The organism is Archaeoglobus sp. (genome assembly GCF_017656475.1).
GTDB lineage: Archaea > Halobacteriota > Archaeoglobi > Archaeoglobales > Archaeoglobaceae > Archaeoglobus.
In genome coordinates this window covers 12,654-26,425 of record NZ_JACDNT010000018.1, presented here as the reverse complement: position 1 = coordinate 26,425, position 13,772 = coordinate 12,654, and the positions used below count along the sequence as shown (strand labels likewise).

Below are 13,772 nucleotides of genomic sequence, written 5' to 3'. Positions count from 1 at the left end.
ATTACTTAAGCCTACCCCCTTTGTTTCTTGTGGAGAGGTAGAAATGGGAGGTAGAGGTGTTTTTCGACGAATTTATTGATGAGAAATGGTGAAAAAGTGCAAGTAAGTGGACAGAGGGGTAATATCTCAATACAAAACGTTTTCCGGGCTGTTTTGGAGGGGTGAGTTTATAGTCTCCCGCATTCGCCTTGCCGGCTTTCAGAGAACTTTCATTTTTGAAGCTACAAAATTCTATGCTACCACCCCTTTGTTTCCTGTGGAGAGCCGGAAAAGTAATCTGGTATGTGTTCCAGATAGCTTGATCTTTCTGAATGGCTTTTATTTCGATTTGAAGTGGAGATAATGATTTTTCGACTTCGAGAAGTTTTGATGGTTCTTGATGATCAGAGAGACTTGTACCACAGAGATTCCCAAGCCTGAAACTACAGCCAGAGCTTTCCTCCACCTGTAAATATGCAGCGGATACAGCTCGATTTTGCCCCCAGTTTTTTGTTCCCGCCAACACCCACAAACTAAATATGTCCCGAAGGATATGTAGCATGAGGCAAATAAATGGTTATAAATGGAAAAAATTATCGAAGAAAAATTATGGTGAACTAAAATGATAAAAATTGTGTTGATTATTTTAGGAATGTTTCTTATTTTAGTAGTATCATCTTACTATTGGAGACTTCGTGTTTACAAAAAAGCGAAAGAAGAGGCAAATGAAATTCTTGGAGATGTTGGGGAGGCAATACCAGAAATTGTTACCGCTGAAGATTTAGAGGGGTTGCCCGAACCTGTTCAAAGGTATTTAAAATACACTCAGATTATTGGCAAGGAGAAAATTACAACCGTCAGGCTGGAACAGGGTGGATATTTTTCGGATGAAAGAAGGTCAAGAGTGGATGCCAATAAAGGCAGAACAGTACTTTAATGTCGATTCTGTTGAGTTTATCTGGATAGCAAAAGTAAAAGTTGCTCCATTGGTGTCAATACACGCAAAAGATGAATTAATCGACGGTAAAGGAAATTTAGTGGTAAAACTGCTTGGACTCATTAAGGTTGCTAATGCAAATGGATACGAAGTCGATAATGGAGAGATTACGAGATTTTTAGCTGAATGTACATGGTTCCCTTCAGCGTTTTTGAATGACTATATAAATTGGGAAGCTATTGACAACAGTTCAGCAAAAGCAACGATCAATCATAACGGAATTACTGCTTCAGCCATTTTCCACTTTAACGAGAGGGGAGAAGTGACAAAGATAACGGCAAAGAGATATAGGGAAGTAAATGGAAAATTTGCACTCGAGGATTGGGAAGGACAAATCGTCGAATATAAGTCGTTTAATGGCATTATTATCCCAAACAAAGTGAATGTCGTCTGGAAACTAGAAACGGGAGATTTTTGTTATGACAAAGTTGAGATAGTTGATATTGAATACAATCAATAAATCCACATCCAAACCAAAACACCATCACCCTTTTCAACTATTAAGCTGAACTAAATCTGTGGACTGCATAGAGTGCAGGGGCAGGATGAGATGTTCGGGAAAAACCTGTCCGCTACTTCCGGTGTTCAGACCGCAAATTAAGGTGGAAAATGAGGTGTTCGGCTCGTCCCCACCCTCACTTTTCGTCGGTAGGTATGGCTATCCGAAGGTGAGGGTTTGCCCGGCAGTGCCTCCGGTTGTAGGAGACACCAGAGCTTATGACACACCGGAGATGTGGTCTGAGATGCCAATTGATAGAATCCTCGAATACCGCTACTCGATGATTCTCGCCCAGTTTAAGGCCGATGTGAGGTACGACAAGCTGGAGACAATACAGGAGATGTGCCTCTACGACAGGCCAGTTGACGTTGAGGTGAACCTAGCCAAGCCTCCAGCAGCCAGAACACATTTCGACGATATTCTCCCGCCTTTTGGAGCATCAGCTCCTGCAAAAGGTGTGAAGATTTACTCCACACCCCCTCCACCGAAAGCAGTTGAGAAAGCATACTACGACACCGATATGAGGGCTGTTGAGGCTATTAGCTATCTATACGAGAAGGGCATAGCTGTGTCCCACATTCAAAAACTGCTCTCTGCCGGGACTCTCGGAGTTAAAAGAAAGCTCGTTCCTACGAGGTGGGCTATCACTGCAGTAGACGACACCCTCTCTAAGAAAATTATCGAAGAAATAAAACAGTACGAGACCATAGACAAATACAGAGTCTTCATCCTAAAAGAGACCAAGAACCTGTTCATGGCCATCCTCTGCCCCTTTCCCTGGAGCTACGAGTGGGGAGAGGCTTGGTACCCAGACACTACGTGGAACAGAACCCGCAGGGTTGGTGTTCTTACCGACAGCGAGGGATTCTTCGGAAGAACATCATACGCAAAGCTCGGGGGGTGCTACTATTCATCAAGGCTGGCCACATCGGAGTATCTGAGACGGATAAGGAGGCAGGCGACAGCAATAGTCTGGAGGGAAATATATCCTGGATTCAAAGTTCCAATCGGAGTGTGGTTCGTGAGGGAGATGCTGAGAAAAATGTACTCCGGCAATTACTATGAATTTGAAACACTCGAAGATGCTCTCAGTTTCGTAAACAAACACTCCCATCTCGGCGTGGAGAGGTGGATAAAAGCATCCAATCTCGTTAAAGCCAGGAGGCAGAGGACGCTATGGGAGTTCGGGTGATAAGAAAGAGTGTCAGAAGGGCTTTAAGCAGGAGCAACCTGCCGGGTGTGGACTTTACCATCAACCCGTACACAGGCTGCACACACGGCTGCATTTACTGCTACGCCCGCAGCTATTGCCAGAAAGAGGTTGGAGAAAACTGGGGAAGCGTTGTAATCGTCAAGGAGAACATCCCGGAGGTTCTTGGAAAGGAGTTGAGGAGGAGACCGAGTGGGAGAGTCGTTTTGAGCACTATGACTGACCCCTATCAGCCTTTGGAGAAGGAGGAAGAGCTTACAAGGAGAATTCTGGAAATATTGTTGATAAACGGTTGTAAGGTCGGAATCCAGACTAAAAGCGATCTTGTTCTCCGAGATATGGATCTTCTTAGCCAGAACCTAAATCTCGTGGATGTGGGCTTCACCATTACAATGTTGGACAAAGATTTTGCACGGAAAATTGAACCTTATGCCCCCTCTCCGCAAAGAAGGATTAGAGCGCTTGAAAGGTTGAGCGATGAGGGTGTCAGGACCTGGATTTTCATGGGCCCCGTAATTCCAGGCGTAGATGAGAAAGAAATTGAAGAGATTGTTGAGATTGCAGGTAAAACAAGCAGTTCACTCTATTATGATAAGTTCAGAGTGAAGGGGTTTATGAAGAGCGGATTTGTAGCGGAAATGGCAGAAAAAGCAGCTAAGACAGACTGGAAAGAATTGAGCCAGAGGATTAATAAAATCTGCGAAAAATATGGTGTAAAGGCAATCCCGGCATTTGGAAACGTCTAAGTAGTATCTTTAACTTTAAATCAAAATCTTTATATTTGCTGACATGAAGTCAGCCCTATGAGATGTGTTGTTTTGGGTTGTGGAACAGTCGGCACAACTGCTGCAATGATCCTCAGCAGGTCGGGCATTTTCTCAGAGCTCTACGTTGCAGATGTGAGCGAAGAAAATGCTCAAAGAGCTGCCAGCGTTTGTCAGCTTGATGAGAGTAAAGCCCTTAAATGCGATGCCGGAAATGTGGACGAAGTTTCCGGAATTATCAAAGATTTTGATGTCGTGCTGAACTGTGTCGGTCCCTTCTACGAGTACGGGCCCAAGCTGTTGAGTGCGACAATTAAGGCGGGGGTTAACTATGTGGACATCTGCGATGATTACGATGCCACAGTAGAGCAGTTAAAAATGGATGATGATGCCAAAAAGGCTGGAATTAAGGCTGTTATTGGTATGGGAAGCTCTCCTGGCCTGGCCAATTTGCTGGCAAAGTATGCCGCCCTCCACCTCTTCGATGAAACCGAGGCGATAGACATCTACCATGCCCACGGAGGAGAGGCTACAGAAGGGGCAGCAGTTGTGAAGCACCGCATACATTCAATGGAGATGGAAATTCCCGTGTTTTTGGATGGTGAGTTTAGGACTGTGAGGCTGTTTGAAGAGAGCGGAAAGGCCTTGGAAGAAGAGTTCGAGTTTCCGCTCATTGGAAAGTACTGGGTTTACGCGTATCCCCATCCAGAAACCATAACTCTACCGAAGTACATCAAGGGTGTGAAGAGGGTGACGAATCTCGGCCTTGTTCTCCCTCCTGAATACGCTGAGCTTATCAAAACTCTTGTGAGAATCAGCATGACCTCTTCGCCACCAATCAAAGTTGGAGAACAGACAGTCGATCCCTTAGAGTTTGCGGTGGCGTTCATACTGTCTAAGAGAGAGGAGTTACTGAAGAAGGCTGGTATTACGGAGCCAATGGGCTGTGTGACGGTTGCTGTAAGAGGCAGGAAGGGAGGAGAGGTGAAGAGGTACTACTTCTCCCTCGCTTCGAGAGGAATGGGTATGGGAGAAGGAACCGGCATTCCGGCTGCGATAGGAGCGATGCTTATGGGTTTGGGAAAGGTTGATGGAGCAGGAGTGATGCCTCCTGAGGCCTGCATTGATCCAATCGACGCTTTACAGCTTGCCCAGAAGATTCTGCAGGCAATGGGAGTGGAAAGAATCCCCCTCATAGTGGAGGTTGAGGATGAGAGTGGAAGGAGGGAAATAGATTTCAAGGAAGTTTTTCCGGCTCTGGGGTGATAGAATGCAGCTTGGCGTCAAACTGAGGTTCCAGAAGTTTGAGCATCCGGAGGCAAACCCCGAAGCTCTGCCTGAAGGCGTTGATCCGGATGAATACGTTATCGGGACGTACTACATGTCTTTCCCGAAAGGGATGAATCCTTTTGAAATCAGTCAGGTTCTCGCCTTGGAGCAGAGCACGGGCACATGGCTGCCAGTACCGGGAGAAACGCCAGAGGTGAGGAGAAAGCATGTCGCGAAGGTTGTGGGCGTGTATGAGGTTCCCGATTACGAGATTATGGTGCCTCAGGATGTTGAGTGGAGAAGCTTCATCGTACAGATAGCCTTCCCATGGAGAAACATGGGAAGCAGACTTTCCATGCTCTTCTCAACTGTCGTTGGAAACATATCGATGGCACCGAAGCTCAAGCTCCTCGACCTAAGATTTCCCAAGGAATTCGTTAAGGGATTTAAGGGTCCAAAGTTCGGTATCGAGGGTGTAAGAGAGGTGCTCGGAGTCAAAGATCGCCCGCTGCTCAACAACATGATCAAGCCAGACGTCTACTCCCCACCAGACCTCGGTGCAAAGCTTGCATATGAGGTGGCGAGAGGTGGGGTTGACATCATAAAGGACGACGAGTTGCTGGCAAATCCGGACTTCAACAGAATCGAAGAAAGGGTTCCAAAGTTCATGGAGGCGATTGACAGGGCTGATGAGGAAAAGGGAGAGAAGACGCTTTATGCGGTAAACGTCACAGCTGACATCCCGGAAGTTCTTGAGAATGCTGAGAAGGCGATTGAGCTTGGGGCTAACTGCTTGCTGGTCAACTACCTCGCCACAGGCTTTCCAGTGTTGGGGGCTCTGGCTGAGGACGAGAGCATAAAAGTCCCGATAATGGCTCACATGGACGTTGCTGGAGCGTATTACGTCTCGCCAACTTCTGGAGTAAGGAGCACGCTTATATTAGGAAAGCTACCGAGACTTGCTGGAGCGGACATAGTTGTCTATCCCGCACCTTACGGCAAAGCACCGATGATGGAGGAGAAGTATATCGAGGTTGCGAAGCAGCACAGGTATCCATTCTACGACATAAAACCATGCTTCCCGATGCCTTCTGGTGGCATAGCACCAATCATGGTTCCAAAACTCGTCAGCACGCTCGGTAAAGACTTCGTCGTTGCTGCAGGAGGTGGAATTCATGCACATCCTGATGGGCCCGCTGCAGGTGCAAGGGCTTTCAGACAGGCCATAGATGCAGCAATGAAAGGCTATGCAGACTTGAGAAAGTATGCTGAAGAGAACAACCTGCAGGAGCTTTTGAAGGCTCTTCAGCTTTGATTTTTTTACTTTTTAAACCATCTTTTTTGTTATTCTCGCGACTCTAGTCCAACCTTGTAAGGATAGGCTTTGGTTCTGGATGAGGTGAGGGTTGAGTACAGGAAGAAGTATCACCTTGGGAACTCCCGCCAAAGGTTTTGAAGAAACATTTTGGGCAGAGAGCTTATGTCAAAATCCTCAAGGGATTGGATCTAAGAATTTTGTCCCAAAATTACCCCCTAAAAGTATCCTTCCTCGCTTAGCACATCACTCGGTGGAGAGCAAACGGTCAGGTATATAGCCTTCTCCTTTCCGATGTTCTTAACTTTGTGTGGAAGTGCTGATGAGTGAAGCATTGAGTCTCTCCACCCCAGCTCGTAAACAAAACCTCCGACATTGCACTCAAGCTTCCCGTAGAGCACAAACCTGAACTCCTCACCTTCGTGCTCGTAGAAATCGGTTTCTGCTCCAGGCTCCATTTCAGTCAGAATGACTACCATTCTTTCCGTTCTGGCCTTTACTATGTGTTTAAACCCTCTCCCCTCTACAACCTCCCCCTCACCTTCCCTTCGAATTATTACATTCATAAAAAATCTCACCGATTTTCCTAAATAATCCTATTTGTATATGTGGTATCTAAGGACAAATTCTGAAGTTCAAATTTGTTTGAGCTAAAACTTAAAAATAAAAGAATCCCAATCCATTTATGGAACTAAAAAAAATCATAGAGGCAATCCTCTTTTCTTCATCCGAACCTGTCGATATTAAAGAGCTTAGAAAGGTTACGGGGAAGGACAAAGTTGAGATTCTCAATGCAATTGGTGAGCTCATTAGCGATTACGAGTCCCGTGATACATCCATCGAGATAATTAAGGTTGGAGAAAAGTACCTTATGAGAGTTAAGCCACAGTATGCCGATTACGTAGAAAAATACACCGTAAGGGAGTTTGACAGGGGAACTCTCAGAACTCTTGCCGTCATAGCCTCAAAGCAACCGATAACTCTTGCAAAGCTTGCTAAGATAAGAGGAAACAAATGCTACGACCATGTAAAGAAATTGCAGGAGAGAGGTCTAGTAAAGGCCGAGAAAAAGGGAAGGTCAACAATTCTGACAACAACAGAGGAGTTTGCTACCTATTTCGGCCTCCAATCCTCTGAGCCTGAAAAAATTAAGGAGGCTTTGAAGAGCTTCTTTGAGTGATTTTGCTTTGCTTTAAAGTTAAACGTTTTGGTGGTAAATGCTGATTCTGAATTCTTAACCTTTTATGCCGAGACCTGAGGCCCCATTCTGGTCACATCAAGCTTATTTCCTAGAATGCAGCATCCTCACACTTCTCAGCAGCTCACCGTCATAAGGTTCAATAATCTGTGACCCGAACCAGCCCAAAGTAAACATTTTAATAATGTAGGATTACACAAAGCCAATGACTCCTCAAAAGACCTTTATAGAATCGGGAAAGATGAAAATTGCAACTCTCCATTACGAAGGTAAAGACAAATGCGTTGTGATGGCCCATGGTTTCGGAGCTGTTAAAGAATCTCTCATACCGTACGCAGAAAAATTTGCGCATGATTTTGGTGTTCTCCTTTTCGACTACCGCTTTTTTGGGGAAAGTGATGGCTGGCCAAGGCAGCTTATTGACATAAAATCGCAGCTTGAGGACTGGAGGAATGCAATCGAGTTTGCCAGAGGTATAGGATACGATAAAATTGCCCTCTGGGGAACATCGTTCAGCGGTGGACATGTTTTGACATTGGCATCAGAGATGGACGTTGATGCCATCGTTTCTCAGGTACCATTTGTCGATGGCTTAGCTGTTGCAAGAGCTGCCGGGATTAAGAACGTATTGCGGCTAACTCTCTCAGGTATTGCAGACAAAATCCTCTCTGTTGGTGGCAGAGTTAACTACGTCCCGATTTTCAGCTCTGAAGGTAGTTTTGCGTTCATGAGTTCTCGCGAGGCTGAGAAGTACTCCTATATCATACCGGAGAGAGTGGAGTGGTTCAATGCAGTACCAGCAAGAATTGCTCTGAGTATCGTTCGTTACAGGCCCATAACTAGGGTGAGATTAATCAAGTGCCCCGTTCTTTACGTTGTTGCGGAGAAAGACGGGATAACTCCTACAAAAGCCACATTGAAGGCTGCAGAGATGACAAAGAATTCTGAGGTTATCAAGGTGGAGGGAGACCACTTCGACGTCTACCTCGACCTCTTTGAGTTTTGCAGTGAAAAGGAGAGGGAGTTTTTGGTTAAGGTGTTTTAATTTTTGGATAAAGTTTTATGTTCATGAGCGAGCCTCTACATTCACGGACTGCAACAATTCTGGATCATCTGATTACTAAAACTGGTATCTTTGCACGCTCTAAAACATTATTGGAAACGCTTCCCAATAACTTCTTTTTCCAGGAACTGCCTCCTCTAACTCCCAAGACAATTAGATCACATTTAGACTTCTCCGCAACCTCTAGTATCTTTTCGGACGGTTCACCAAACTCAACTACTGGTATGATTTTAATTTCAGATGGGATGCTCCCAATCCTGACTTCAAGCTCTTTAATTTCATCTTCCAGTAATCTTTCCGCTTCCTCACGTAGTTTCTTTAGATATTTTTTATCCAATACTTCAGCTTGAGGTGTTTTCCAGAAGGAGGTCGTTGGGTCGAACTCGTACGGAACAACATGAAGCAGCAGTATTTCTCCCCCATCCCCAACTAAACTAACAGCATACTCCAGTCCCTTCTTAGCATACTCAGATCCGTCTGTTGCGACGAGTATTCTCCTGCGTTCTGTCATAGGAATCCCTTTGTATTGCCTACTCAAAAACCATTCCACCTTTATCCGGGACCCACCTGGCCTCCTCCAACTCCTTCACGATAGCTTCTTTCAGTCTTTTAAGAGCGCTTGTTTTCACATATCTGACGTTTATAACTCCTACAAGCTCCCCTCTTTCAACTCTTCCGCTTATCACCGGCAGAAATACCACAGCAGTTATAATCTTCTCGTCTTCAACTTTTTTGGGTTCACCGGGTTGAAAAACATCAATAACAGTTCCTAAGGCATGTCTCATAATGCTCAGAGGTGATACTATCGTGTTCTTCGGAATAACAACTTTTTCAATTTCGATGACTGCAGGTTCGAATGCTTTAACCTCAACATCCTCTGCAGCCACTAATATTCTCCATTCAGCAATGTTGGTTAGACGGTAACCATAAGGTTCAACTTTCACAGATTTCTTGACCGCTTCTCCCCCAATTTTGTCCTTCCAGTAAGTTACATCCACTTGCATAATAGAATTTGTGTAAATGTTATTTATAAATCTTTGGTGCACAAATATATTATGCATAACATTTAAATAAGAAAACATAGTACAAATATTAAGAGATATGAAAGATGTGATAGTATGAGCCGAGTTAAGAAAATATTGGAAAATTTGAGAATAAATTTTGAAGAACTGGCAAGGTTCATAGATCCCGACGACACGGTGTGTATATTCGAACCTGAAAGAGGTACAGATGTAAAACTAATAGAAAAAAGATTCGAGGAGGAATTAAAAAATAGAGTTACCCACTGATTTATCTTGCACTCACACTTCCTGCAGGCACGCTTCCCAACTTTTGCAGCCCCTCATACCCTTCTGTCTTGAGCAACTCGTAAACCTCAGACTTAAGAGCGGTGATTTTAATGAAGTCCAAGAACGCGTGTGCAAAGCTGCCATGGACGACTGACCAGTATATTGCCAGGAATATCACGCCAAGAGAAAGAAGAACTGCTGTTAAGGGGTCTGAATGCGGGATGGAGGTTATGAACTTTGGCCATGCTGCTGGGTCTCTGAACAGCAGGTAGTAGTTGATTCCCGTCAATGTCCCGAAGAAGATCATCCTTTTTATGAGACCGCTCTGCTTGTGCTCAGCCGCCTCTGTAGCTTGCTCAAGCACTCCCATCTTCCTGAGAGTTCTTCTAACCTTGAACATTGGATACATGACTATCGGAGCAACGGACAGCAGCGCAATGACCATTATCGGGAAGACCAGTGAATCAAGCACAGCCCTCAAAGCCGGGTCGAGTGAGATCCATCCAAGGTCTGCCAAGTATCCCGGGACTGCGCAGGCTCTGCTCAGAGTGACAAGAATCATCACGACAGCCATTGCAAGCTTGATGACGTAAGGCTTTGTGTATGTTGTACCTACTGCCCCTATCTGAACGCCGATGAGAGATGTAGCAAGAATTAAAGTGGTCAATCTGAGATCAACAGCTCCAAGCAGGTAGATCCAAGAAAACGTTCCAGTGGAGCCCATAACAAATGCAATCCCAAGTTCTGTAGCACTTGCCACAGTGCTTGGAGCTCCAATAACGTAAATCATTGCAGGAACTCCAATGAACCCTCCAACAGCTATTGTTGCAGCCAGGAATCCGGTGCCGAAACCAAGAGGTATCGTAAGCCAGGCTGACTGCTTTCTTCCCGCAATCTTGAACTCAATCATCGGGGAAAGTCTGAATTTCTCCTCAAGCTTCTTGGCAAACTGCGGTTCAGTGTCATCAATTCCAAGCTTTTTTGCCTTGAAGACATCCCTAAGACACATCGCTGCAACTATTGGCAAAACTACGAGGAATGCAAAGCTCACATAGAGGTTAGTCCCAGTTGGCCCCAGCAATTCGAGAATGTACTTCTGGACCTGAATGCCAACCTGAACCCCTACAATTGCAGAGACAGCCATCAATAACGCCAGTTTAGGGTCTAACTGTTTGAGCCTCCATCTCCTCCAGGCCCCAATCATCGCTTTGGGGAACTTGTGGCACATATTTGATGCAACAGCCACTGGTCCCGGAGTTCCAATTGACATCATACCCGGTGTGAGTACAAATGCACCACCACTACCGATAAAACCGCTCAAAGTCCCTCCAAAGAATCCCAAGGCAAGCAGGAATGCAGCTTCGTAAAAACCAATGTTTATAAACATATCTGGTGTCATCGCCGCCCCGCCCTGTGCGAATGAAGCCATCTCAACACACCTCCCCCTCAAAAAATTATTTTACGAGTAGAACAGGCGTTTTAGCATTCTTTGTAACCTCTCCTGAAATGCTCCCCAGGAACATCTTTTTGAACATCGACAACCCTCTTACGCCCATAACAATTATGTCAGGTGCAAGCTCCTTTTCGACTTTCAGTATTCTCTCGGCAGCTATGCCAATATGCATATCGTAGAATTCAGCATCAATTCCAGCACTTCTGAGTCTGTTCATCGCATCCTCCACTATTTCCTTCCCCTCCTTTCTGAGCTTTCCGTAGAACTCCCTCTCCACCTTGTCATCCATTGGAATTGGCTCAACATCGACGGTGTAAAGAACGTACACCTTGGTGTCTGCCCTCGCGAGATTGGCAACATAGTCAACAGCCTTAAGATTGTCGACGTCGTTTCTCAGAACAAGCAGTATTCTTGATATCCCGGGGAGTCTCGTGTTCCCACTTTTTACGCTCTTTTCAACATCAATCATACACACCACCACCGTTGCAACACATGTAATCTTCTGTTCCTTCTCATATATATATTTTTTCATCATAATTAAATTAATTTAATATATTGTAATATTCCTATTACATTGTAACAATTTTGTTCCATTACTTACATTTTTCATCCAAGATATGGTAATTTGGACACTATGACAAAGGTTGGAGAAAAATGGTACGAAATCATATTTTTTCATATCATTATGATTTATTCTTTAATAAAATTTCGGAAATTTTAAGTATATGAGAAAGAATGATACATTGTAAGAACATGTATGGGGTGAAATGAACGATGACGGATTCTTATGAAACAGCTCCAGATAGAAAGATGTTCAGAAGAGTATCAGTCCTGCTTGACGGAAAGACATTTGAAGCTTTGAACACTCTAATGCAGAAAAAACACCTGAGAATATCTGATATTATAAGGCTGTCTATAATGCATTACTTCCAGCATGAAATGGGTGAGAAGTCAGATTTGTCTGATCTGGAAAAAATTGTCCAAGAATTGGTGGATGGCTCCCATCTGGTCGCAGATTTAGAAACGGTGGTCTTGCTATTGAAGAACCTTGACGGGAATTCAGATAAGTTTTGCAAAATTGCAGAAAAGGACGGCTATAAACATGGATCATACTACAAAAGCGTTGGGATAGACAATTTTGAGGAGATACTGAAGCGTTTTGAACTTAAAAACTGGTTTAAGCTAAGGTCAGAATCGGAAAACTGCTATTTCTTAACCCTGCCCGATCCCGAGCTTCAAAAGTACATTGTAAGCTTTTTGAAGGGACTATCCGAAGCCCTTGGCATGGAGGTTGAGATAAAAAATATAAGCGAAAGAAACATCATTTTGAGGGTTGGCTAACTAACTATGCGTTAAAAAAGTTTTTAAAGTTCTTTTCCGTTGGTTTTATCGATGACTATGATTTTTCTTACGCCCTCTATTAGTTCAACCGATTTTTCAAGCGCATTGAAGAGGTTCTGGAGGAATACAGAGAGCAGTTTCACTTCAGCTCTTACAGTTAAGATAAGTGTGTAAGTGTTGGAGGAGGAGGCTTTCACATGGTACCAGTTGAGGCATTCCATGTATTTCAGAACTTCAAAAATATCGTTCAGCCCCTTTACTTTAAGCTGGAAACCGTATTCTCTCCCTATTTTTCCGACATACTCCCAGAATTTCTCATTTGCGGTTCTGTTTAACTCCTCCAGTATGGTCGCCCAAAGACTGACATCAACCATTACATGTTCACTTTCCGATAGCAAGTCCACAATTCTTCCGACAAATTCAGGATCCACGTATTTCTGAACTTCTCTTAACTTGTAGTATTCCGAGACTGAGAACCTCACTATTTCGGAGACCGAGCGCTTGTCTGAGTTTGCCAAAGCCTCCAGCATTTTTGCAGTTTCATCGTCGAGCGATACAGTTATTCTTTTTACTTCCTCCTTGGTATCTCTTTCAGTCATTGGAATTAATATTACGTTCTGCTTTAAAAACTTACTTCATTTTATTTCTTATTTTCTCATAATTTTGAGTAAATAGTAAGAGAACATACGTTAATCAGCATCAGCTCAACTTCTGAATCTCAACATCTCCGTAAAACTCCTCTTGCCTTATTTCGACTTTTTTTCTGAAGGCCAAGTGCAAAATCGAGACGTAGTAGTCGACAAGGGTTGGCACATCCCACTTTTTAACGAGAGAGAAGAGAGTTACAGAATCTCTTTTCCTCAAAGCCTCGAAAACCTCCATCTCAACCTTAGCAATCATTTCTTCAAGACTCTCCTCATGTGGAACTCTCAGGGCCGCATCTACACCAACATCTTCTTGTCTCTCTCTTCTTTTACGTCTTCTCCTTCTTTTTTCAACTTCTTCAGCTCTTCTGAGCTCCTCAATCAGGTCTTTCAGAGTTGTTATCTTTCTAACTCTCCTTCTCATTGAAGTGAGAGCTTCAAGAATAACCTCATCAATCTCTTCATCAACCTCTTCCGGAAACTCTAAAGGCTCATCGAGGAAATAGAAGGAGTCGCATTCGTATGACTCGTCAACCCCATCTTCCTCCTCACCCTCACCTAAAGCCTCAAGCGTTATGGCTTCCGCCTTCATTCTAACCAGAATAGCTGCATAAAGCAGTACTCTTCCCGAAACTCTCAGGTCAAGCTTTTTCGCAGCCTCAATCCTTTTGAGAAATCTGTCTGTAACGTCAACTACGTTGATGTTCCAGGGGTCAATTTCCCCCCTTTTGGCCATCTCGATAAGAATTTC

At 44.2% G+C, this 13,772-nt stretch carries 18 protein-coding genes; 10 read left to right on the top strand and 8 right to left on the bottom strand.

Annotated elements, in window-relative coordinates; translation table 11 throughout:
• Position 1 precedes the first annotated feature (1 nt).
• Positions 2-502, bottom strand: a complete 501-nt coding sequence (locus H0Z19_RS06820; protein ID WP_290725118.1) for a hypothetical protein — start codon at positions 500-502, stop codon at positions 2-4.
• Positions 503-601: 99 nt separating this feature from the next.
• On the opposite strand from H0Z19_RS06820, the gene H0Z19_RS06815 reads away from it, so the two are divergent.
• The 6 genes from H0Z19_RS06815 to H0Z19_RS06790 are packed head-to-tail and all read left to right on the top strand — an operon-like array spanning position 602 to position 6,033.
• Positions 602-916, top strand: coding sequence for a DUF6544 family protein (locus H0Z19_RS06815; RefSeq protein WP_290725116.1), 315 nt, complete (start codon positions 602-604; stop codon positions 914-916).
• The gene (locus H0Z19_RS06810) at positions 888-1,436 is read left to right on the top strand and encodes a DUF6544 family protein (protein ID WP_290725114.1); all 549 of its coding nucleotides are present in this window, start codon (positions 888-890) and stop codon (positions 1,434-1,436) included. Before H0Z19_RS06815 ends, H0Z19_RS06810 begins: the two co-directional genes overlap by 29 nt.
• Positions 1,437-1,494: 58 nt before the next feature.
• A complete protein-coding gene (locus tag H0Z19_RS06805; RefSeq protein WP_290725112.1) occupies positions 1,495-2,667 on the top strand; it encodes an Nre family DNA repair protein in 1,173 nt (390 codons plus the stop codon).
• On the top strand, positions 2,652-3,431 hold the full coding sequence (locus tag H0Z19_RS06800) for a radical SAM protein (protein ID WP_290725111.1): 780 nt from the start codon (positions 2,652-2,654) through the stop codon (positions 3,429-3,431). The genes H0Z19_RS06805 and H0Z19_RS06800 overlap by 16 nt, the downstream gene beginning before the upstream one ends.
• A gap of 57 nt (positions 3,432-3,488) precedes the next feature.
• Positions 3,489-4,715, top strand: a complete 1,227-nt coding sequence (locus H0Z19_RS06795; RefSeq protein WP_290725110.1) for a saccharopine dehydrogenase family protein — start codon at positions 3,489-3,491, stop codon at positions 4,713-4,715.
• 4 nt (positions 4,716-4,719) lie between these two features.
• Positions 4,720-6,033 carry a RuBisCO large subunit C-terminal-like domain-containing protein gene (locus H0Z19_RS06790; RefSeq protein ID WP_290725108.1) on the top strand — a complete coding sequence of 438 codons (1,314 nt, stop codon included), beginning with the start codon at positions 4,720-4,722 and terminating at the stop codon, positions 6,031-6,033.
• Positions 6,034-6,251: 218 nt separating this feature from the next.
• On the opposite strand, the gene H0Z19_RS06785 is transcribed toward H0Z19_RS06790, so the two are convergent.
• Positions 6,252-6,599, bottom strand: a complete 348-nt coding sequence (locus H0Z19_RS06785) for a cupin domain-containing protein (protein ID WP_290725106.1) — start codon at positions 6,597-6,599, stop codon at positions 6,252-6,254.
• Positions 6,600-6,718: 119 nt separating this feature from the next.
• Here H0Z19_RS06785 and scpB point away from each other — a divergent pair, with 119 nt between their 5' ends.
• The gene (gene scpB, locus H0Z19_RS06780; RefSeq protein WP_290725104.1) at positions 6,719-7,213 is read left to right on the top strand and encodes an SMC-Scp complex subunit ScpB; all 495 of its coding nucleotides are present in this window, start codon (positions 6,719-6,721) and stop codon (positions 7,211-7,213) included.
• Positions 7,214-7,436: 223 nt separating this feature from the next.
• The gene (locus H0Z19_RS06775; protein WP_290725103.1) at positions 7,437-8,276 is read left to right on the top strand and encodes an alpha/beta hydrolase; all 840 of its coding nucleotides are present in this window, start codon (positions 7,437-7,439) and stop codon (positions 8,274-8,276) included.
• 64 nt (positions 8,277-8,340) lie between these two features.
• Here the strand turns inward: H0Z19_RS06775 and H0Z19_RS06770 are convergent, their stop codons facing one another.
• Both H0Z19_RS06770 and H0Z19_RS06765 read right to left on the bottom strand, forming a co-directional pair.
• Positions 8,341-8,805: a universal stress protein gene (locus tag H0Z19_RS06770; protein WP_290725101.1), complete on the bottom strand. Its 465-nt coding sequence runs from the start codon at positions 8,803-8,805 to the stop codon at positions 8,341-8,343.
• Between the two features lie 19 nt (positions 8,806-8,824).
• Positions 8,825-9,298, bottom strand: coding sequence for a DUF22 domain-containing protein (locus H0Z19_RS06765; protein ID WP_290725099.1), 474 nt, complete (start codon positions 9,296-9,298; stop codon positions 8,825-8,827).
• 114 nt (positions 9,299-9,412) lie between these two features.
• Between H0Z19_RS06765 and H0Z19_RS06760 the strand changes: the two genes are divergently transcribed.
• A complete protein-coding gene (locus tag H0Z19_RS06760) occupies positions 9,413-9,583 on the top strand; it encodes a hypothetical protein (RefSeq protein WP_290725097.1) in 171 nt (56 codons plus the stop codon).
• A 1-nt stretch (position 9,584) separates the two neighbouring features.
• Here H0Z19_RS06760 and H0Z19_RS06755 read toward each other — a convergent pair whose 3' ends face one another.
• On the bottom strand, positions 9,585-11,012 hold the full coding sequence (locus H0Z19_RS06755; RefSeq protein WP_290725095.1) for a sulfite exporter TauE/SafE family protein: 1,428 nt from the start codon (positions 11,010-11,012) through the stop codon (positions 9,585-9,587).
• Positions 11,013-11,037: 25 nt separating this feature from the next.
• Positions 11,038-11,505: a universal stress protein gene (locus tag H0Z19_RS06750; protein ID WP_290725093.1), complete on the bottom strand. Its 468-nt coding sequence runs from the start codon at positions 11,503-11,505 to the stop codon at positions 11,038-11,040.
• 305 nt (positions 11,506-11,810) lie between these two features.
• Between H0Z19_RS06750 and H0Z19_RS06745 the strand changes: the two genes are divergently transcribed.
• Complete coding sequence (locus H0Z19_RS06745; protein ID WP_290725092.1) at positions 11,811-12,377, top strand: hypothetical protein; 567 nt, start codon at positions 11,811-11,813, stop codon at positions 12,375-12,377.
• A 23-nt stretch (positions 12,378-12,400) separates the two neighbouring features.
• Here the strand turns inward: H0Z19_RS06745 and H0Z19_RS06740 are convergent, their stop codons facing one another.
• Together H0Z19_RS06740 and H0Z19_RS06735 are read right to left on the bottom strand one after the other, a co-directional pair.
• Positions 12,401-12,976 carry a ribbon-helix-helix protein, CopG family gene (locus tag H0Z19_RS06740; protein ID WP_290725091.1) on the bottom strand — a complete coding sequence of 192 codons (576 nt, stop codon included), beginning with the start codon at positions 12,974-12,976 and terminating at the stop codon, positions 12,401-12,403.
• Between the two features lie 100 nt (positions 12,977-13,076).
• Positions 13,077-13,757 carry a ScpA family protein gene (locus tag H0Z19_RS06735; protein WP_290725090.1) on the bottom strand — a complete coding sequence of 227 codons (681 nt, stop codon included), beginning with the start codon at positions 13,755-13,757 and terminating at the stop codon, positions 13,077-13,079.
• Between the last annotated feature and the right edge of the window lie 15 nt (positions 13,758-13,772).